The 19,490-nt window shown below is 68.8% G+C and carries 17 protein-coding genes and 1 tRNA gene; 11 read left to right on the top strand and 7 right to left on the bottom strand.

The annotated features are described in order from the left end of the window. Window positions 1–57: 57 nt before the first annotated feature. Window positions 58–1,551: a potassium/proton antiporter gene (locus ITX44_RS11110; RefSeq protein WP_205357192.1), complete on the bottom strand. Its 1,494-nt coding sequence runs from the start codon at window positions 1,549–1,551 to the stop codon at window positions 58–60. A gap of 174 nt (window positions 1,552–1,725) precedes the next feature. Between ITX44_RS11110 and ITX44_RS11105 the strand changes: the two genes are divergently transcribed. After that, the gene (locus ITX44_RS11105) at window positions 1,726–4,455 is read left to right on the top strand and encodes a penicillin acylase family protein (protein WP_205356943.1); all 2,730 of its coding nucleotides are present in this window, start codon (window positions 1,726–1,728) and stop codon (window positions 4,453–4,455) included. A gap of 63 nt (window positions 4,456–4,518) precedes the next feature. Here ITX44_RS11105 and ITX44_RS11100 read toward each other — a convergent pair whose 3' ends face one another. Beyond that, window positions 4,519–5,112 (bottom strand): 5-formyltetrahydrofolate cyclo-ligase, encoded by a 594-nt coding sequence (locus tag ITX44_RS11100; RefSeq protein WP_205356942.1) that lies wholly within the window; start codon window positions 5,110–5,112, stop codon window positions 4,519–4,521. A gap of 81 nt (window positions 5,113–5,193) precedes the next feature. Between ITX44_RS11100 and galU the strand changes: the two genes are divergently transcribed. From galU to ITX44_RS11050, 10 genes are all read left to right on the top strand, one after another. Further along, a complete protein-coding gene (gene galU, locus ITX44_RS11095) occupies window positions 5,194–6,102 on the top strand; it encodes a UTP--glucose-1-phosphate uridylyltransferase GalU (protein WP_205357191.1) in 909 nt (302 codons plus the stop codon). Next, the gene (glp, locus tag ITX44_RS11090; RefSeq protein ID WP_205356941.1) at window positions 6,099–7,424 is read left to right on the top strand and encodes a molybdotransferase-like divisome protein Glp; all 1,326 of its coding nucleotides are present in this window, start codon (window positions 6,099–6,101) and stop codon (window positions 7,422–7,424) included. Before galU ends, glp begins: the two co-directional genes overlap by 4 nt. An 85-nt stretch (window positions 7,425–7,509) precedes the next feature. Next, entirely contained in the window at window positions 7,510–7,992 is a 483-nt protein-coding gene (gene moaC / locus ITX44_RS11085) for a cyclic pyranopterin monophosphate synthase MoaC (RefSeq protein ID WP_205356940.1), read from the top strand. Further along, entirely contained in the window at window positions 7,989–8,603 is a 615-nt protein-coding gene (locus tag ITX44_RS11080) for a MogA/MoaB family molybdenum cofactor biosynthesis protein (RefSeq protein ID WP_236060382.1), read from the top strand. Before moaC ends, ITX44_RS11080 begins: the two co-directional genes overlap by 4 nt. Further along, window positions 8,600–9,217, top strand: a complete 618-nt coding sequence (locus ITX44_RS11075) for a GNAT family N-acetyltransferase (protein ID WP_205357189.1) — start codon at window positions 8,600–8,602, stop codon at window positions 9,215–9,217. The genes ITX44_RS11080 and ITX44_RS11075 overlap by 4 nt, the downstream gene beginning before the upstream one ends. Before the next feature lie 122 nt (window positions 9,218–9,339). Further along, window positions 9,340–10,386 carry a divisome protein SepX/GlpR gene (gene sepX / locus ITX44_RS11070; protein WP_205356939.1) on the top strand — a complete coding sequence of 349 codons (1,047 nt, stop codon included), beginning with the start codon at window positions 9,340–9,342 and terminating at the stop codon, window positions 10,384–10,386. 84 nt (window positions 10,387–10,470) lie between these two features. Continuing rightward, a tRNA-Ala gene (locus ITX44_RS11065) sits at window positions 10,471–10,544 on the top strand. 285 nt (window positions 10,545–10,829) lie between these two features. Continuing rightward, a complete protein-coding gene (locus ITX44_RS11060; RefSeq protein WP_205356938.1) occupies window positions 10,830–11,462 on the top strand; it encodes a GTP cyclohydrolase II in 633 nt (210 codons plus the stop codon). Between the two features lie 395 nt (window positions 11,463–11,857). Continuing rightward, a complete protein-coding gene (locus ITX44_RS11055; RefSeq protein WP_205356937.1) occupies window positions 11,858–12,454 on the top strand; it encodes a TetR/AcrR family transcriptional regulator in 597 nt (198 codons plus the stop codon). A 299-nt stretch (window positions 12,455–12,753) separates the two neighbouring features. Then, on the top strand, window positions 12,754–15,399 hold the full coding sequence (locus ITX44_RS11050; RefSeq protein ID WP_205356936.1) for a YfhO family protein: 2,646 nt from the start codon (window positions 12,754–12,756) through the stop codon (window positions 15,397–15,399). A 120-nt stretch (window positions 15,400–15,519) separates the two neighbouring features. On the opposite strand, the gene ITX44_RS11045 is transcribed toward ITX44_RS11050, so the two are convergent. From ITX44_RS11045 to ITX44_RS11025, 5 genes are all read right to left on the bottom strand, one after another. Further along, window positions 15,520–16,023: a methylated-DNA--[protein]-cysteine S-methyltransferase gene (locus ITX44_RS11045; RefSeq protein ID WP_205356935.1), complete on the bottom strand. Its 504-nt coding sequence runs from the start codon at window positions 16,021–16,023 to the stop codon at window positions 15,520–15,522. 75 nt (window positions 16,024–16,098) lie between these two features. Beyond that, window positions 16,099–17,616, bottom strand: coding sequence for an AlkA N-terminal domain-containing protein (locus ITX44_RS11040; RefSeq protein WP_205356934.1), 1,518 nt, complete (start codon window positions 17,614–17,616; stop codon window positions 16,099–16,101). 256 nt (window positions 17,617–17,872) lie between these two features. Beyond that, entirely contained in the window at window positions 17,873–18,187 is a 315-nt protein-coding gene (locus ITX44_RS11035) for a GNAT family N-acetyltransferase (protein ID WP_205356933.1), read from the bottom strand. Beyond that, window positions 18,184–18,450, bottom strand: a complete 267-nt coding sequence (locus ITX44_RS11030) for a DUF2630 family protein (RefSeq protein WP_307795206.1) — start codon at window positions 18,448–18,450, stop codon at window positions 18,184–18,186. The genes ITX44_RS11035 and ITX44_RS11030 overlap by 4 nt, the downstream gene beginning before the upstream one ends. Window positions 18,451–18,557: 107 nt before the next feature. Next, window positions 18,558–19,364: a MerR family transcriptional regulator gene (locus tag ITX44_RS11025; protein ID WP_205356932.1), complete on the bottom strand. Its 807-nt coding sequence runs from the start codon at window positions 19,362–19,364 to the stop codon at window positions 18,558–18,560. Between the last annotated feature and the right edge of the window lie 126 nt (window positions 19,365–19,490).

Genomic DNA, 19,490 nt, shown 5'->3' with positions numbered 1-19,490 from the left:
CAACCCTCGCGGATGATCCGCCCCCGCGTGCTTTGCGTCACAAGCGGCCCGACGAGGTCACCGTTCTCCCAGCCACGCGGCCAGCTTGCCGCCGCGGCCCACCGCCCGCAGCCGCTCTTCGGCGGCGTCCCGTACCGGATCGATCGCCACGACCAGCAATTCGTCGCCCCGTCGCAGGACAGTGGTCGGGAGCGGCACGAAGCTGGAGCCGTCACGCACGACCAGGGTGACGGCCGCGCCCGTCGGCAGCCGCAACTCGTTCACCTCGACCCCATGCATCCGGGAGCCCTTGGGGATGGTCAGCGACAGGAGGTGCCCCTGTACCCGTTCCAGGGGCGCCGATTCGATGCCCAGGTCGGCCGCGTCTGCGGGCGCCCCTTGGGCGAGCTGCAGTGAGCGTGCGGCCCACGGCAGCGTCGGCCCCTGCACCAGGGTGTAGATGATCACAAGAACGAACACGATGTTGAAGATCCGCTTGCTGTCGGCCACCCCGGACACCATCGGGATCGTGGCGAGCACAATGGGCACCGCACCCCGCAGCCCCGCCCAGGACATCAGCGCCTGCTCGCGCCAAGGCGTCCGGAAAGGCAGCAGGCTCAGCATCACCGAGACCGGGCGTGCCACGACGGTGAGGAACAGCCCGATGACGATCGCGGGCACCACGTCGTCGTACAGCTCGTGCGGCGTGACCAGCAGGCCGAGCAGAACAAAGAGCCCGATCTGCGCTATCCAGCCCAACCCCTCGGCAAAACCCCGTGTGGCGGGCCGGTGCGGCAGCTTGGCGTTGCCGAGGATGAGCGAGGCGAGGTACACGGCGAGGAAACCGGAACCGTGCGCCATGGCGCCGGCCGCGTAGGCACCCACCGCGATGGCCATCACGGCGATCGGGTAGAGCCCGGACGCGGGCAAGGCGACGTGCTTGAGGCTGTATGCGCCGAGCCACCCGACCGCGATGCCGATCGCCGCGCCGATGGCCAACTCCAGCGCCATCTCGCCGATCAGCTTGTACCAGTGGTCGACCGGCCCCGTGGTCGAGAAAGCCGCAACAAGGATGACGACAGGTGCGTCGTTGAACCCGGATTCCGCCTCCAGGACGCCGGTCACCCGTTTGGGAAGCGGGACGTTCCGCAGGACCGAGAAGACGGCTGCCGCGTCCGTGGACGACACCACCGCGCCGATGATCAGTGACTGCTGCCACCCCAGACCCGCCACAAAGTGCGCCGCGGCCGCTGTGATGAACACGCTCGCCAGGAGGCCGACCGTGGACAGCACCGCCGCGACCGGCACCACCGGCTTGATCTCGTGCCACTTCGTGCCCAGGCCGCCATCGGCCAGAATCACCACAAGTGCCGCATATCCGAGCACTTGGGTGAGCCGCACGTTGTCGAAGGTGAAGCCGAACACGCCGTCCTGGCCTATGGCGACACCGATGCCGACGTAGATCAGCAGGGTGGGCAGGCCGCTGCGCGAAGCGAGGCGCACGGCGACGACCGCGACCAGGAGCACGGCGGCGCCGATCAGCAGGATCTCGTTGAGGTGGTGGACAGTCAGGGCACCGGTCCTTTCAACTTCATTGCCTTATCTAATATTTTACCCTCCCTTGACATTCCCTGGTCCACCGCCCAGCGACCGGGCACCGTGTCCGGCGCCCACAACGTGTGCCCCTATGGTTGCCCTTGCACAACGAGCACCTGGATCACCGCCCTGCCCCCTCGAAGGACAGCGATGCCCGAACGGAAGAAGTCCCGCCGCGTACGCCTCATCGTCGTCGCGCTCGTGCTGCTGCTGGTGGGGGGGCTCGGCTACGGGTCGTACTGGACCGTCAGCACCGTTCGCGACTCCTTCCCGCAGACATCGGGATCGCTCAAGCTCAAGGGCCTCACGGCGCCGGTGGACGTCAAACGCGACGCCAACGGCATCCCGCAGATCTACGCCGACACCCCGGAGGACCTTTTCCGCGCCCAGGGCTTCGTCCAGGCGCAGGACCGCTTCTACGAGATGGACGTCCGCCGCCACCTCACCGCCGGCCGGCTGTCGGAGATGTTCGGCAAAGGGCAGGTCGAAACCGACGCCTTCCTGCGCACGCTCAACTGGCGAGGCACGGCGCAGTACGAGTACGACCACCTGCTCGACCCGAGCACCAAGCGGTACCTCCAGGCGTACACCGAGGGCGTCAACGCGTACCTGAAGGACCACAGCGGCGCCGCGCTCTCACTGGAGTACGCGGATCTGTCGCTGAGCCACAGCTACAAGCCGGGACTGTGGACGCCGGTCGACTCCGTCGCCTGGTTGAAGGCGATGGCGTGGGATCTGCGCGGCAACATGCAGGATGAGATCGACCGCACTCTGATGACCAGCCGCCTCAGCCAGGCGCAGATCAAGCAGCTTTACCCGGAGTATCCCTATAGTCGGAATTCTCCGATCGTCGACGACCCGGGCACGGTCAACACGGCCACCGGAAACTACGAGCCGTCCACGGCGACGAGCGGCAGCGTGCCGCAGGGGCTCAACAGCACGGTGACCGGCCAGCTCGCCGGGATTTCTCAGATCATCGACCAGATGCCGGCGCTGCTCGGGCCCAATGGCAGCGGCATCGGTTCCAACGCATGGGTCGTGTCCGGTACGTACACGACGACTGGCAAGCCGCTGCTGGCCAACGATCCGCACCTGGCGCCGGAGCTTCCGTCCGTCTGGTATCAGATGGGTCTGCACTGCCGCACGGTGAGTGCCTCCTGCCCGTACGACGTCGCCGGCTACACCTTCTCCGGGATGCCCGGTGTGGTGATCGGCCACAACCAGGACATTGCCTGGGGAATGACCAACATGGGCGCCGATGTCACCGACCTGTACCTCGAAAAGGTGACTGCGAACACGTACCTGTACGACGGCAAGCAGCACCCGTTCATCACCCGCCAGGAGACGATCAAGGTTGCCGGCGGCAAGCCCCGTACGATCACCGTTCGCGAGACCAACAACGGCCCGGTGATCTCCGACCGCAGCGACGAGATCCGCCAGGTGGGGCAGGCCGCGCCGGTCACGAATTCGCCGGGTGGCGTCAGTAGCGGTTACGCGGTCTCCCTGAAGTGGACGGCGCTTACCTCGTCGAAGACCATGGACGCCGTTTTCGAGTTGGACCGGGCGCGCGACTTCAAGGAGTTCCGCAACGCGGCCGCGGACTTCGCCGTGCCGTCGCAGAACCTCGTGTATGCCGACACCAAGGGGAACATCGGCTACCAGGCGTCGGGCATGATCCCGATCCGCGCCAAGGGCGTCGACGGTACGTACCCGGTGCCGGGCTGGGACTCGCGCTACGCGTGGAAGGATACGGCCGTCCCGTTCAAGTCGCTGCCGTGGGAGCTCAACCCCACGCGCGGCTACATCGTCACCGCCAACCAGGCCGTCATCGACCAGAGCAAATACCCGTACCTGCTGACGAGCGACTGGGACTACGGCACCCGCAGTCAGCGCATCGAGAGCCTCATCCAGTCGAAGATCCAGGACAACGGCAAGATCTCGATGGACGACATGCAGTCGATGCAGAACGACGACAGCAGCGAGATCGCCAAGCTCCTGGTGCCCTACCTCCTGAAGATCAACATAACGAACGACAAGGGCGACTACGTCCGTCAGGCGCAACAGCTGCTCGAGGGCTGGGACAAGAACCAGGACTCCGACTCGGCCGCCGCAGCGTACTTCAACGCGGTGTGGCGCAACGTCCTCAAGCTCGCCTTCGGTAACAAGCTGCCCAAGGAACTACGCCCCAAGGGCCAGTGCCTGCGCGTGCCGCCGGCCGGGCAGACCGGCCCCGTGGACAACCTGGACGGCAGCGGCGGCACGGTCCAGGAGTGCGGCGAGCGCGATCCCGACATGGCCCAGCCCGACGGAAGCGACCGCTGGTTCGAGGTGGTCCGCAACATCCTCCCGGACCAGAACAACCCCTGGTGGACCATGTCCACCACCGCCTTCTTCAGCGGCGACCCGAACAAGGCCCACCACAGCAGCCGCGACCAGTTGCTGGAGCAGGCCATGAAGGACGCGCGCTACGAGCTGACCGCCAAGCTCGGCAAGGACATCAACACCTGGAGTTGGGGCCGGCTGCACAAGCTGACCCTGAAGAATCAGACGCTGGGCACCGACGGATCGAGCATCGTCAAGTGGCTGCTCAACCGCGGCCCCTGGCAGCTCAGCGGCGGTGAGGCGGCCGTTGACGCGGCCGGCTGGGACGCGGCCGGCGGCTACGACGTGATCTGGGTGCCGTCCATGCGTATGATCGTCAACCTCCAGGACTTCGACAAGTCCCGCTGGATCAACCTCACCGGGGCGTCGGGCCACGCGTACAACGCGCACTACACCGACCAGACCAGCAAGTGGGCGAACGGTGAGCTACTGCCGTGGTACTTCTCCGACGCCCAGGTCGACAAGGCGGCGAAGCAGAAGATGGCGCTGACCCCATGAGCGCCTGAAACCGGGCTCCATGGACGCGGGAATCGAAACCGACGCCCAGGTGACGGACAACAGTCACCCTCCGAAGTGACGTACTCCCTCAGGAGTGATCACGGCGTCCACGAGGTGGTCGTGCGGTTCCCGCGGAACCGTGTCGACCGCCTCGTGCGCGTACAGCAGCACCACGAGCACGGGATGCGCGTCCGCAGCCTGTAGGCGCGCCAGCACCCGGTCGTACGAGCCTCCACCGCGCCCCAGTCGCACACCGTGTACGTCCACGGCCAGGCCGGGCAGCAGTACAGCGTCGGCTGCGGTGACGGCCTGCGGGCCGAGTCGTTCCCCGGTGGGCTCGATCAGGCCACGGGAGGTGCGTTCCAGGGCGGCGGGGCCGCGGTATTCGGCCCAGTCCAGGTCGTTGTCGGGCAGCAGGACAGGCAGCAACACGCGGGTGCCGGCCTGGCGCATGGCCTCGACGATCTCGTGTGTCCCGGGCTCCGTGCCGATGGACATGTACGCAGCAACCGTCCCGTGGCTTGCCAGCACCGCCAGGTCACGTACTCTCTTCCCCAGTGCCGCGCTCGCCGCCTCGCGTTCACCGGCAGTCAACCCGCGCCGGACCTTCAGGAGCTGCGCTCGCAACTCCGCCTTCTGTGCTCGGGTTCGGCTCATACCACGCACAATCGTCACCTATCAGCCATAAGCAAACTGTTCTTCACCTTCTGCACATACTCGGCCGCTATGGTGCCCGCCATGACGCACTCACGTACACGGATCAACAAGGCTGTCATCCCCGCGGCCGGCCTCGGCACGCGCTTCCTGCCTGCCACCAAGGCGACGCCCAAGGAGATGCTTCCGGTTGTCGACAAACCGGCAATCCAGTACGTGGTGGAGGAAGCCGTGTCCGCGCGGCTGTCGGATGTTCTGATGATCACCGGCCGCAACAAGCGTGCCCTTGAAGACCACTTCGACCGCAACTACGAGCTGGAAGAGGCACTCACCCGCAAGGGTGACGAATCCCGCCTCGCCCGCGTGCGTGAGTCCAGCGACCTCGCCACGATGCACTACGTCCGCCAGGGCGACCCCAAGGGCCTCGGTCACGCGGTCCTGTGCGCCGAGCCGCACGTAGGCGACCAGCCCTTCGCCGTACTCCTGGGCGACGACCTCATCGACCCCCGCGACCCGCTGCTCCCGCGCATGATCGATGTCCAGGAGCAGTACGGCGGCAGCGTCATCGCGCTCATGGAGGTCGATCCCGCGCACATCCACCTCTACGGGTCGGCCGCCATAATCCCGACCGCCGACCAGGACGTGGTGCGCGTCACCGACCTCGTCGAGAAGCCCGAGCCCGGGCAGGCGCCTTCGGCGTACGCCGTCATCGGCCGCTACGTCCTCGACCCCGCGGTGTTCGAGGCGATCAAGAAGACCGAGCCCGGCAGGAACGGTGAGATTCAGCTCACCGACGCCCTGCGCGAGCTCTCCGGCCGCAACGACAACGGCGGCCCGGTACACGGCGTGGTCTTCAGCGGTCGGCGGTACGACACCGGCGACCGAGGTGACTATCTGCGTGCGATTGTCCGACTGGCATGCGAACGTGATGACCTGGGCCCGGATTTCCGGACCTGGCTGCGTTCGTATGTCAATGAGGAGATGCAAGAGTGAGTCACGGCGCCGACCGCGTGTGGTCCGTCACAGAACACCTGCAGAGCATCCTGGGGCAGCTGGCCCCACTGGAGCCGATCGAGCTGCAACTGCTCGACGCACAAGGGTGCGTACTGGTCGAGGACGTGACAGTGCCGGTGGCGCTTCCACCCTTCGAGAACAGCTCCATGGACGGATACGCCGTACGGGTCGCCGACGTGGCTTCGGCGACCCAGGAGCACCCTGCCGTCCTCGACGTGATCGGCGACGTGGCGGCCGGCAGCGGTGAGCCGCCGCTCGTCGGTCCCGGCCAGGCCGCCAGGATCATGACGGGCGCGCCGCTGCCGCCCGGCGCAGAGGCCGTCGTTCCCGTCGAGTGGACCGACGGCGGCACCGGCGGCGGCCCGGCCACCGCCATGAGCCCGCGCAGCACCGATCCGGCGGGGGCCGGCGGCGAGGTACGGGTGCACCGGCCCGCGGAGGCGCGGCAGTTCGTACGGGCCCGCGGCAGTGACGCGGCCGTCGGCGAGATGGCGCTGGCTGCCGGTACCGTCCTCGGGCCCCCGCAGATCGGCCTCCTGGCGGCGATCGGCCTCGGCACGGTCACGGTACGGCCGCGCCCGCGCGTCGTGGTGCTCTCCACCGGCAGCGAACTCGTGCAGCCCGGTGACGCGCTCGCCCCAGGCCGCATCTTCGACTCCAACAGCTTCGCGCTCACTGCCGCCGCCCGTGCCGCGGGCGCCATCGCCTTCCGGGTCGGCGCCGTCACCGACGAGGTCGAGACCCTGCGCGACACCATCGAGGACCAGCTCATCCGCGCCGATGTCGTCGTCACCAGCGGTGGCGTCAGCGTGGGAGCCTACGACGTCGTGAAGGAGGCGCTGTCCACGCTCGGGGGGTCCTTCGAACAGGAGGCTGGGGACAGTGGCGGGTTCGTGGACTTCCGGCGGCTCGCCATGCAGCCGGGCAAGCCGCAGGGGTTCGGCCGCATCGGCCCGGACCGGACGCCCCTTTTCGCGCTGCCCGGGAATCCGGTGAGCGCGTACGTTTCCTTCGAGCTGTTCGTACGGCCGGCGATCCGCACGCTCATGGGGTCGGCCGACATCCACCGGGAAGTCGTACGAGCCGTGTGCGGTGGCGGCATCGAACGGTCACCTGCGGGCAAGCGGCAATACTTGCGCGGGCATTACGACCGTACGACCGGTACGGTCACCCCTGTGGGTGGCGCGGGCTCGCACCTGGTGAAGGCACTTGCGCATGCCGACGCGCTGATTGTCGTACCGGAAACCGACACCTCTGTTGCGGCCGGGGCCGAGGTGGACGTCATCCTGCTGGACCAGTAGCGCGGTCACCCGTCCCAGGACCGGCGGGGCAGGCATCCCAACGTGCCGGTACGGTGTCTGCCCAAGAGACCGCACCGGGAGAACGATGAGCAGCGCTCAGCATCACCTCACCCACCTCGACGAGGCCGGCGCCGCACGCATGGTCGACGTCTCCGGGAAGGACGTCACCGCGCGTACGGCCAGAGCGACGGGTCGTGTCCTGGTCACCCCGCGCGTGATCGAGCTGCTGCGCGGCGAGGGCGTCCCCAAAGGCGACGCCCTGGCCACCGCCCGGATCGCCGGCATCATGGGTGCCAAGCGCACCCCCGACCTGATTCCGCTGTGCCACCCCTTGGCGCTGTCCGGGGTCAGCGTCGACCTTGCCGTTACCGACGATGCCGTCGAAATCACCGCCACGGTGAAGACGACCGACCGTACCGGCGTGGAAATGGAAGCGCTCACAGCCGTCAGCGTCGCCGCGCTCGCCGTCGTCGACATGGTGAAGGCGGTCGACAAGGGAGCGGTCATCACCGACGTACGGGTCGAGGAGAAGACCGGCGGCAAATCCGGCACCTGGCGTCGGGCATGACCGGCTCGACGACAATGCGGGCGCTCGCCGTCACGGCTTCCAACCGAGCGGCGGCAGGGGTGTACGAGGACCGCGGCGGCCCGCTGATCGTCGCCGCTCTGGAGAAGCTCGGCTTCGCGGTGGACGGACCCAGGGTCGTGCCCGACGGCGAGCCCGTACGGGAGGTGCTGCGCGAGGCGGTGGCCGCCGGATACGACCTCGTGGTCACCACTGGCGGTACCGGTATCTCGCCGACGGACCGCACCCCGGAGGTCACCCGGGACGTGCTGGACTACGAGATCCCCGGCATCGCGGAGGCGATCCGCGCCGCCGGGCGCGAGAAGGTGCCCACAGCCGCGCTGTCCCGTGGCGTCGCGGGGGTCAGTGGACGCACTCTTGTGGTGAACCTCCCGGGTTCGACCGGAGGAGTGAAGGACGGCCTGGCCGTGCTCGCCCTTCTGGCCGTACACGCCGTCGACCAGATCCGCGGCGGCGATCACCCGAACGAGAAAGCAGATGATCAGCGGGCTGACCGCCCGCACGATCACCCGAACGAGCGAACTGGTGATCACTCCAGTGACCACCGCACAAAGGACCATCCGAATGATTCCGCGATGGGGAGACCGAGCTGAACGGGTCCTGGCCGGCTGAGCTGGTGGACGGTGACATCACCCTCCGCCCGATCCGGATGCGTGATCAGCGCGCATGGCGCGAGGTCAACCGCCGCAACCGCGAGTGGTTGCGGCCGTGGGAGGCCACCGTGCCGCCCGCTCCCCCCGGTCATGTGGCCCAGCGCCCGACATACCGTCAAATGGTGCGACACCTGCGCCGGGAGGCCAACGCCGGCCGCATGCTGCCGTTCGTCATCGAGTACCAGGGACGGCTGGCCGGTCAACTCACCGTTGCGGGAATCACCTGGGGCTCGATGTGCTCGGCGCACATCGGCTACTGGGTCGACGAGGCCGTCGCCGGCCGCGGCGTGATGCCCACCTGCGTCGCGCTCGCCGTGGACCACTGCTTCCGTCGCGTCGGGTTGCACCGGATCGAGGTCTGCATTCGCCCCGAGAACGCCCCCAGCCGCCGGGTGGCGGAGAAACTCGGCTTCCGCGAGGAAGGGCTGCGCCCGCGCTATCTGCATATCGACGGCGGTTGGCGGGACCACCTCGTCTACGCCCTCACCGCCGAGGAGGTGCCGGAGGGCCTGCTGCACCGCTGGCACCAGGCAGGCACACAGCGCACCACGTAAATAAAACCTTTGTTCGAAAAATAGCTTCGATCGCAAAAAATTCTCGGCATATCAGCCAGATCGTGCGACACACCGAGCCAAATTCCGGATGGCGTGTCTCGATCACCCCTACCGTGTAGCGGGTGAGCAGTAGTGGCCTCATTTACGCAGTCATCGTCGGGGCCTGGGCTGCCTACTTGGTGCCGATGTGGCTCCGTAGGCAGGACGAACTCAACGAAGCGCGTCCGACGGAACGCTTCAGCACCGCCATCCGGCTCCTGTCCGGACGGGCGGCGATGGAGCGGCGCGTCGCGAAAGCGCGGGGTGAGGCCGTCGATCCCGAGACCGACATGGATGCGGACGACATCGACCTGGCCGGTTCCGTGGACGTCCGCGGCCTCGCCGTGCCCGTCACCGAGGTGCGGCCCGCCGCTCCACGCCCCGCGCAGCCTGCGGCGGCCACTCCGGCCGGCACGCACGCACCGAATCCGCGCGCCAGGGTACTGGCGCGCCGGCGGCGAACCACGACGCTACTGTTCCTCGCCTTCACCATCGGCGCCATTGCCGCGGCCGTCGGCGGCGTTGCGCTCCTCTGGGCGCCTGCCGTCCCCGCTGTCCTGCTCACCCTGTACATCGGCCAGATGCGCCGCCAGGAACGTCGCCGCTACGAGGTACGGCTCGATCAGCGCCAGGCAGCCGAAGCCGCACGACGACTTCGCGCGCGCCAGGCCGAGGAGCCCGCTCCCGCCCCGCGCCCGGAGCGCGAGCGCCCAGTGCCCCCGCACGCCGCCTCCGCGTCTCCGGCGCCGAAGCCCGCACCTTCTCCGCGTACCGCGGACCGGCGCGCTCTGGTCGAGCAGACCGACCACGCGGAGTGGGTCGATCAGCAGCGCGTCCAGCAGTCGGGCGACGACGGCTGGGAGCCCGTACCCGTGCCGCTGCCGACGTACGTCACGGCGCCCGTCGCTCCCCGTACCCCTGGCGGCGTCGATGCCGGCGCACCTGACACGTGGAGCTCCGCGCGCTCCGGTACGACTCCGACCGAGCCTTCCGCGCGTACGGAGCGACCCGAGCGGGCCCCTGAGCGTCCAGGCGGCCAGCAGCCCCCCGTCAAGCGCCCGCGCAGCGCCCGAACGCCCTTGTTCGACCAGTACGCCGACCCCGACCGCCCCCGCGCCGCCAACGAGTGACCGCGGCCCCGCTGTCCGCCCCGGCCAGGCGGAATCGCGTTCACGATCACCGTCGCCGGGGTGCTAGAGTCTTCCTCGTTGCAAGGGCCTGTGGCGCAGTCCGGTAGCGCACCTCGTTCGCATCGAGGGGGTCAGGGGTTCGAATCCCCTCAGGTCCACACCTTGTTCGGTTCTTTTGAGCCATTCAGGCTTGAACAACAGATCCTGCCGGTCATCACGATCTGGCGGGATTTTTGTTTTCCCCTGGCTCCTGTCGCTGCGGGCGGGCACCTTGGTGCTTGCCTGTCTCTGAACGCGGATTCGGACACCAAGGCGCCGCCGTCTTGTGTACACACGGCGGCTGAGCTGGTCATGTGACCTGAAGCACACTCCCAGGTGGCTGGAAATAATCAGACCCTCTCAAGAGCTTGAGCTTTCAAGATTCTTCTGAGGGGGTCACACCCATGACGGTTGACGCAGTCCCGGCGCCCAGCGCCGGAATCCGAACGAAGGTGCGCGTGCCGCTCAGGTTCCCCGACGGGTGGGGCACCACCGCCGACGTGTTCACCTTCAACGGGCTTGCGGACGGCAAGGAGCACCTTGCGCTCGGGCTCGGCGACTACGCCAACGCCGACGTGCCGTTGGTCAGGCCGCACTCGGAGTGCATGACGGGCGACGTCTTCGGTTCCGAGCGCTGCGACTGCGGCCCGCAGTTGCGCGAGGCGGTTGAACGTATTTCGCAGAGCGGCGGCTACCTGCTCTATCTGCGCCAGGAAGGCCGCGGCATCGGCCTTTACGCGAAACTCGACGCCTATGCGCTCCAGGACCAGGGGCTGGACACCTATGAGGCCAATGTGGCGCTCGGTCGTGGTGAGGACGAGCGTGACTACACCGCCGCCGCTCAGATGCTCACTGTCCTCGGTGCCCAGCGCATCCGGCTGCTCAGCAACAACCCCGACAAGGCCGCACAGCTGAGCGCCCTCGGCGTGAGCGTGGTCGAGCGGATCCCGACCGGTGTGCACATGTCAGCGGCCAATGTCCGCTACCTGCGCGCAAAGGTGGAGCGCACCGGCCACTCGCTGGCGTTGCCGGCCTGAGCCCAGGGTCGCCTCTGGCGCGAAGGGCCCCGGGAGCGGGGTCATGCGCAACGGAGGAACCCGGGTGCCGGGTCAGTGTCCTTTCCGTCGTCCATGCGCGGACACAGTCCGAACTGGCACACTTACGACGGGTGTGAACGCACCCGTACGGGTGAGCGATGCCGGTGTGCGTTTGACCGGGGTCTCATGCGGCTGGGCGGTGTGACGGACGTGACGTGAGCCACCACCGAAACGATGGCGTTTCGATGGCGGGCGCACTATTCTTCAGGTGTACGACATCGTTTCGATCGGCTGATGTCGGAGGCCCGAGGGGGGTCTCCGGATGAGGCCGGGGGCGTGCCCCGTCGTACGCAGTCGTTTGTCCGCATGACGACCAGCAGGACGGAGGACAGGACATGCCCACGGAGACGCCCGCCGCGCGCCGCACGCGCCTGACTCCCGAACGCGAGCAGGAGCTGTACGAGGCCGTGGTCGAGCTGCTGCGGGAGGTCGGCTACGAGGCGCTCACCATGGACGCCGTCGCCGCCCGGACGCGTTCCAGCAAGGCCACGCTCTACCGGCAGTGGAAGGGCAAGCCGGAACTGGTCGCCACTGCGCTGCGTCAGTGCAAGCCGGTGTCGGCCGCAACTATTGACACCGGTTCGCTCGCCGGGGACCTGCACGAGCTCGTCCGGGCGCACGACACGAACGAGACCAAACGCGATCAACAGTTGATGCGCGGGCTCGCCCACGCCGCGTTCCAGAACGAGGACTTGTTCCGGGCGCTGCGTGAACTGCTCGTCGAGCCGGAGCTGGAGAGTTTCCGCACCCTGGTGCGGCGTGCCGTGGACCGCGGTGAACTGGCCGCCGACAACCCCGCGAGCGAATTCCTTCCGCACATGCTCTTCGGGGGTGCCTTCGCCCGGTCCGTCATCGAGGGTGTCGACCCGGACCCGGAGTACAACCACCGTTACCTCGACGCGGTGGTCATTCCGGCGCTCGGCCTCTCGTAACTCCCGCCCACCTGGGCGTCGCCTATTACCACCCGTGCCGCCGTGCGCCCTTGTTGTCGGCGACGCCGCTGGCGGGTGTCAATGGCGTGATCCGGCGCCGGAGAGGGGCGGATGAGATATCGGGCCCAGTGGTTCCATTTCCGTTTTCACGATTCTGCAAAAGATGACGAGCGGCAGGGTCTATTACTCGCCGAAGACGGGCCGTTAACCTTGCCGTCGATCGCCATACACCGTTGCGTACTGACCATCCGAATAACATGTGGTGACATCAAGGGAATCATGTGCACCGGGGGAAACCGATGGCGCCGAAGACATTTCCCCCGGGCGCTGTCGCGCGACTGCGCGCGGCCCTGCTGGCGGCCTGCGTCACTGCGGTCACCTTCTGCGCCGGGGACGCGATAGCACGGCAGTATCCCTTCGGATTCCGCACCCGTGACGTCAACGACCTCGGCAACCAGTTCGTCCCGTTCCACGCCCACCTGTGGGACCTACTGCACGGCAAGGCCGACGGCGGCATCCTGCTCAACTGGCAGTCGGGCTACGGCACCAGTTTCCTGCCGGACCTGGGAACGTACGTCTCCAGCCCGTTCGCCCTCCTCGTCGGCCTCTTCCCGCGTGATCAGATCGACCTTGCCGTCTACGTCATCACCGTCCTGAAGACGGCTTCCGCGGCCGCCGCGATGGCCTGCCTGTTGCTGGCGCTGCGTCCCGGACGGTGGTGGGCGGCTGGCCTCCTCGGCACCTCCTACGCGCTGTGCGGCTGGACGCTGATGCAGGCGTCGTACAACCCCATGTGGCTGGACGGGCTGATCGCGTTCCCGATGCTGTGCATGGTCGGCGAATGGGCGCGGCAGAGGCGGCGGCCGGTGCTGTCCGTGGTGGTCGTCGCCTTGTGGTGGACCGCCAACTTCTACACCGCATACATGGCCACCATGGGGGCGGCTTTGGTGCTGATCGCGCGCCTGATCACCGACACCGAATCCGGGGCGACGGTGTGGGAGAAGCTGTTCGCGGTCGGCCGGGCTGCCATCAGTGTCGTCCTGGGCATCGGGCTGACCGCGCCATTGCTGCTCACCATCGTCAAGGGCACCAAGCTGGCGTACCCCGGCCTGGTGCGTGATTTCCAGCCGGTCAACGGTTCCGACCTGCTGATACGACTGCTGCCCGGCACATATGGGTTCTCCACGCCGTCGATGTACGTCGACGCCGCCGCTCTGCTGCTCGCCTTTGCGCTGCCTTTCCACCCGCAGGTGCCGCGACGCACTCGCGTCGTGTGGTCGGTGATGGTGGTGGCGGTGGCCGCGTCGTTCGACTGGAAACCGACGCATCTGCTGTGGCACGCCTTCACGACGCCCAATGGCAGCCCGTACCGGCAGACGTTCGTCTTCAGCGGGATGCTGGTGATTGCCGCCTGGTTCGCGGTCGCCCATGGGCTGCCCAGCCCGCGGCAGATCGGTGGGGCCGCCGGTGTGCTGGTCGCTGTCGTCGCGGTTGCCGTACTGACCGCCGACAAGGGGCTGGCGGGTCCCGGGGCGTATCCCGGAGTGGCACTCGGGCTGGCCGCGAGCGCTGGGGCCCTGCTTCTGCTGCGGCGTTCCGAGCGCCTGGGTCGTGCGGCGCCCGCCGCAATAGCGATCGGTGTGCTTCTGGTCACCCAGATGGGGCAGTCCGCACTCAGCAACGCCTGGATGGACCGCAAGCGGGTCGCCGCCTTCGACAAGTACCCCGTGTGGGGGAAGCGCCAGACGTGGCAGCGGCAGCAGATCGAGACGGCCGACGCGTGGCCGGACTACCGCACGGACCCTGGACGCGAGCAGACCGTCGGCAACGACCCATTGGCTGTCGGCGGCCAGGGCGCGCAGTACTACAGCAGCCTGACGCCCGACATCTGGACAAACACGCTCGCCTCCTTGGGCGGCGGTTGGACGTCGCGCGGTCGGTCCCTGCAGAGCCTGGACAACCCCGTAACCGACATCCTGTTCTCGGTGGGCGCCCGGCTGCATTCGGTGCCCGGACCGAACCGCAAGGACGCCGTGCCCGAGACCGCGCCTCCGACCGTCACACGGGAGCAGGTGCCGCCGCTGGTCACCGTGCACGAGAAGGCGCCCGCAGCCGCGTACGGGGTGTCGCCGTACACCAATCAGCAACTGCTGCTGGGCTCCCGCGTCTACACGCCGGGCAAGATGCGGCTGTTGGATCCCCAGGGGCACCTGCTGCACCCAGATGCCTTGGGGCACTACGCCGTGACCGGTACCGTCGGCGACGCCCAGGGCAGCACCTACAAGGTGGAGTCCTCCTGCCCGGCTGGCACCCGGATCTACTTCTGGGCGCCCTATGCGACGGCTGACGTCCACCTGACGGGGCACCAGCAGGTGAAGTACATCGGCAGCTATCCCACGCACCGGGCCGTGGTGCAGCAACTCGGTACGGCCTCGCGGCACCGGAAATTCACCGCCTGGGTGCGGGTGTACGAGCCCGGAACGCTCAACGCGCTCGGTGTCGGCTGCCTGGACATGCGGCGGCTCGCTGCGGCGGAACGGCGGCTCGCGGCGGGAGCGGCCACCCAGGTGCACGTCACCGACGACGGGATCAGCGCGCAGTTGCCCGCCGGGTCCCGCGGTTACGCGGTGGTCGCCACACCCGACATCAGCGGGTGGAACTGCAGTACCACAGGTGGCGGTGCCTCGCGGCCGGCGCAGCCGTACCTGGGATTGCTGTCGGTGCCGCTGGACGGGCGCGCGACCGGCATCTCCTGCTCCTTCACGCCGCCAGGGCTGCGCGCCGGAGAGGCGATCGGCGGGGCGTCACTCGTCGGAGTGGCCGCCGTCGCGGCGTACACGTGGTGGCGCGGGCGGCGGCTTACCCGGAATGGTGAATCGGAAGTGCCCGAGGAAGAGAAAGAGATGACCGTGGGCACGGCGATGGCGGACCATCCGGTGGTGTGAGTCGCGCGGCGCCCCATTGACGTACGGATGAGGGTGATGTGCGCGGCGTCGACTTGACGTCCGGTCACCCTTACGGTGCCCGGCGCAGAGGGTGATGCGCCGGGCGGGCGTCGCTTGGTGTCAGACCAGCACCGGCTGCTGGGCGCCGCTTTCGAAGGCAAGCAGCCACCGCTTGCGCTCGATGCCGCCGCCGTAGCCGGTCATGCTGCCGTTGGAGCCGATCACCCGGTGGCAGGGCACGACGATGCTGATCGGATTGCGGCCGTTGGCCAGCCCCACCGCACGGGAGGCGTTCGGCTGCCCGATGGCCTCGGCGAGTTCGCCGTACGTGACTGTCTCGCCGTACGGGATGTCGCACAGCGCCGCCCACACCCGCTGGCGGAAGGGAGTGCCCGCCATGGCCAGGCCGAGGTCGAAGTCGGTGCGCTCGCCGGCGAAGTACGCAGCGAGTTGCTCGGTGGCCTCGGCGAAGACCGGCAGCGTGTCGTCGCGCGGCCCGAAGGTCTCCTGGGCCGGCCGGTGCCGCTGATCGGTCATGTAGAGACCGGCGAGCGCGCCGTCGCGCGCCACCAGGGTGAGCGGAGCGCAAGGGCTGTCCACAACGGTGTGGACGGTGGTCGTCATCGTGACGTGCCTTTCATCGGTTCGGTAATGCGTGGTCGGGGGTGCGTGGTCGGTCATCCGCAGCCATTGCCGCGGTCAGCGAGTGGCAGCCATTGGTGCGGGTTGGATCGCGGGTGGGGTGTCGTCGCGGGGCATCACGTTGATCGGATGGTCGGCCGTTGCCCACAGGTATTGCGTCGCGTAAGCGCGCCATGGCTGCCAGGCGTCGGCGTGCCGGGTCAATGCCGCAGGGGTGGACGGCAGGCCCAGGTCGCGTGCGGCGTACCGTACGCCGAGGTCGGTGGGCAGGAAGGCGTCGGGGTCGCCGAGGGCGCGCATGGCGATGGTCTCGACCGTCCAGGGGCCGAAGCCCGGCAGGGCGGCGAGCTGCGTCCGCGCCTGCTGCCAGTCGCTGCCGACGTCAAGGTCGAGTGCGCCGTCGGTCAGGGCGTGCAGCAGGGCGGCCAGGGTGGCGCGCCGGGTTCGCGGCATGGCGAGCTGTTCCGGGTCGTGTGCCGCCAGCGCTTCGGGTGAGGGAAACACGTGGGTGAGGTTGCCACCCGGATCGGTGATGGGCTCGCCGTGAGCGCGTACCAGGCGGCCGGCGTGGGTACGTGCGGCGGCTGTCGAGATCTGCTGGCCGAGCACGGCCCGGACCGCGAATTCCGGGCCGTCCGCGACCCTGGGCACCCGGCGGCCGGGCGCCTTGGCGACGAGCGGTGCCAGTACCGGCTCCTCGGACAGCAGCGAGTCCACGGCGACCGGGTCCGCGTCCAGGTCGAGCAGACGGCGGCAGCGGCTGATCGCCTGGGTCAGGTCGCGCCAGTCGGTCAGCCACAGCCGACACGCGACGTGATCGGGTTCCGGGCGCAGGGCGACGATGCCGGTGCCGTTCGGCAGGCGCAGCGTGCGCCGGTACGCGCCGTCGTGCCACTCCTCGACGCCCGGGACGGCGGTCGCCACCAGGTGCCCGAAAAGGTTGTCGGGGGTCAGCGGTCGGCGGAAGGGGAGCCGCAGTGACAGCGCGCCACTGGTGGCTGCCGGGCGGCCCTTGGCGACGCGGGCCCGAAGGTCGCCGGGAGAGAGGGCGAAGACCTCCCGGACAGTGTCGTTGAAGGCGCGGATGCTGGCGAAGCCGGCGGCGAACGCGATCTCGCTCATCGGGAGCGTGGTGGTCTCGATCAGCAACCGGGCAGTCTGCGCCCGCTGGGCCCTCGCCAGGGCGAGCGGCCCTGCGCCCAGCTCCGCGAGCACCTGGCGCTCGATGTGGCGCGCGCTGTAGCCGAGGCGGGCGGCCAGGCCCGGCACTCCTTCACGGTCCACCACACCGTCGGCGATCAGTCGCATGGCGCGCGCGACGAGGTCGGCGCGCTCGTTCCACTGCGGGGAGCCGGGGGTGGCGTCCGGGCGGCAGCGTTTGCAGGCGCGGAAGCCCGCCTGCTGGGCGGCTGCCGCGCTCGGGTAGAACGTCATGTTCTGCGGCTTGGGCGGCACGACCGGACAGCTCGGGCGGCAGTAGATGCGGGTGGTCAGCACCGCGGTGAAGAACCATCCGTCGAAACGGGCGTCCTTGGACTGCACGGCACGCACGCAGGCGTCGAAGTCACTGTGCACCCCACCAGCATCGGCCACGTCAGGCGGCCGGTCTGGCAGGAATCCGACATGGAGGTCGGCCGCCGCGTGTTGGTTCCGTACGGTGCCGGCCGGAGGGGGCGTGCGCCGACGTTCGGGTGTACAGGTGCCTCGGGGCGCACGCCGGAATCCGTACCGGCGTGCGCCATACCGTGTGCCGCTTCCCGCTGCCCCCGCAGCTACCTGCTTCCGCGGTGCCGGCGTGCTGGGGTCGGGCGGGGTTCCCGGTGGCCGTCGCCTAGTCGCTGACCTGGCTGGTGGGCACGTACTCCAGGTCCTGGTACTCCGGGTGCTTCTCCAGCCAGCCCTTGATGAAGGGGCAGATGGCCAGCACGCGCAGTCCTCGGTCCCGGGCGTCGTCCAGGGCGGCGCGGGCCAGCGTGGATCCGATGCCGCGACCTTCGAAGGCGTCACCGACCTCGGTGTGGACGAAGGCGATGATCTCCGGGGTGCGGATGTACGCCGCCACGCCCGCCACGGTGTCGCCGATCCGGGCCTCGTAGCGGTGGTCGTCGGGGACGTCGGTGACGGCGACCTGCTCCGCCGCGGTCACGACCGGTAGCCCTCGATGGTGGACGAGGGGCGCACGCGCGCGGTGCCCGGGTCCTCACCGGCCTCCAGCAGGGCGCGGCGCTGGCGGAGCAGGTCCCAGCACTGGTCGAGCTCGCGTTCCAGGGCGTCGAGCCGCTCGCGTTCGGTGGAGCCGTCGATGCCGCCGTTGGCGAGGAGGTCGCGCAGGGCCTTCTCGTCGGCGACCATCTGGTTGATCCGGCCGAGTATGGCGTGTTCGGCGCTGGCGTCATTGGGCTGTTGCACGAGTACCTCCCGATCGGTGTTACTGCTCCACTCTTGCAGGTCGCGGCACAGGATGCGCGATGCGGGTTGCGAGTGACCCGCGCCCTGGGACGCGGGGCCCCGGACGCTCAGTCTCCCCCGTTGTGCGGCGCCATGGGCGCGGGTTCGGTGTCCATCGGAGGCGGGGCCAGCTGCAGCCAGGCGTCGGCCTCGGCACGCATGCGGCGGTCCATGGCGAGCGACATCTCCGCGTCGACGACGTTCTTGGCCAGGGGGCGCAGCCGGTCCAGGGTGTCGGCGATGCGCTGGGCGCCGCCGGGCGGCAGGTCTTCGGGCGAGCCGAGCACGTGGTCCCTGATGACGTGGGCGAAAAGGTCCGCCATGGCGTCGACGTGCTCGCGTACGACGCGGCCGGCCGCGAGTACCGCGGACAGGGGGACGCCTTCGCGCACCAAGGCGGCTGAGGCGTCCAAGAGGCGGCGGCTGATGTGGACGACGTGCTCGCCGTCGACCGCGATGTAACCGATCTCCAGGGAGGCGGTGAGGCTGTCGGCGCTGACTTCCTCGCCGAAGTAATCGGCGAGCTCCTGGGGAGTGAGTCTTACCGGCGTCTCGTCGGACCACGGGGTGGTGAGGGCGCCCTCGAGGCCAAGGAGTTCCGCGACGCCGTCCAGGGTGCGGCCCTTCTCCCAGGCGGCGATCAACTCGGAGATGCCGCCCAGGGTGTGGCCGCGTTCCAGGAGGGCGGCGATGGTGCGCAGCCGGCCCAGGTGCTCCTCGGAGTACCAGGCGATACGTCCGTCGCGGCGCGGTGGCGGCAGCAGGCGGCGTTCCCGGTAGAAGCGCAGGGTCCTCACGGGGATGCCGGCCGCCGAGGCCAGCTCCTCCACCCGGTATTCCCGGTTCTCGTGAGGCTGGGTGCCGTTGTCGTCCACACGGCCAGCCTATGCGGTGGGCTGTGCGCCAGGTCACCGCCAGCGTGTCGGGAGGTGCGCCAACGCCGGGCCGGGGTGGCCTATGCGGTCGATTTCGGCACGCCCCCTACCGCTGGTAACCCATCT

Origin of the sequence: Actinacidiphila acididurans (assembly GCF_016918855.1) — a bacterium.
Taxonomy (GTDB): domain Bacteria; phylum Actinomycetota; class Actinomycetes; order Streptomycetales; family Streptomycetaceae; genus Actinacidiphila; species Actinacidiphila acididurans.
Note: the sequence above shows the minus strand (reverse complement) of the source record. Positions and strands in the feature narration are given on the sequence as shown.

Bases quoted from the DNA above. Each gene is read 5' to 3' on its own strand.
- ITX44_RS11105 (WP_205356943.1), top strand. From the start codon at position 1,726: ATGCCCGAACGGAAGAAGTCCCGCCGCGTACGCCTCATCGTCGTCGCG.
- ITX44_RS11100 (WP_205356942.1), bottom strand. From the start codon at position 5,112: ATGAGCCGAACCCGAGCACAGAAGGCGGAGTTGCGAGCGCAGCTCCTG.
- galU (WP_205357191.1), top strand. From the start codon at position 5,194: ATGACGCACTCACGTACACGGATCAACAAGGCTGTCATCCCCGCGGCC.
- moaC (WP_205356940.1), top strand. From the start codon at position 7,510: ATGAGCAGCGCTCAGCATCACCTCACCCACCTCGACGAGGCCGGCGCC.
- ITX44_RS11080 (WP_236060382.1), top strand. From the start codon at position 7,989: ATGACCGGCTCGACGACAATGCGGGCGCTCGCCGTCACGGCTTCCAAC.
- ITX44_RS11060 (WP_205356938.1), top strand. From the start codon at position 10,830: ATGACGGTTGACGCAGTCCCGGCGCCCAGCGCCGGAATCCGAACGAAG.
- ITX44_RS11055 (WP_205356937.1), top strand. From the start codon at position 11,858: ATGCCCACGGAGACGCCCGCCGCGCGCCGCACGCGCCTGACTCCCGAA.
- ITX44_RS11050 (WP_205356936.1), top strand. From the start codon at position 12,754: ATGGCGCCGAAGACATTTCCCCCGGGCGCTGTCGCGCGACTGCGCGCG.
- ITX44_RS11045 (WP_205356935.1), bottom strand. From the start codon at position 16,023: ATGACGACCACCGTCCACACCGTTGTGGACAGCCCTTGCGCTCCGCTC.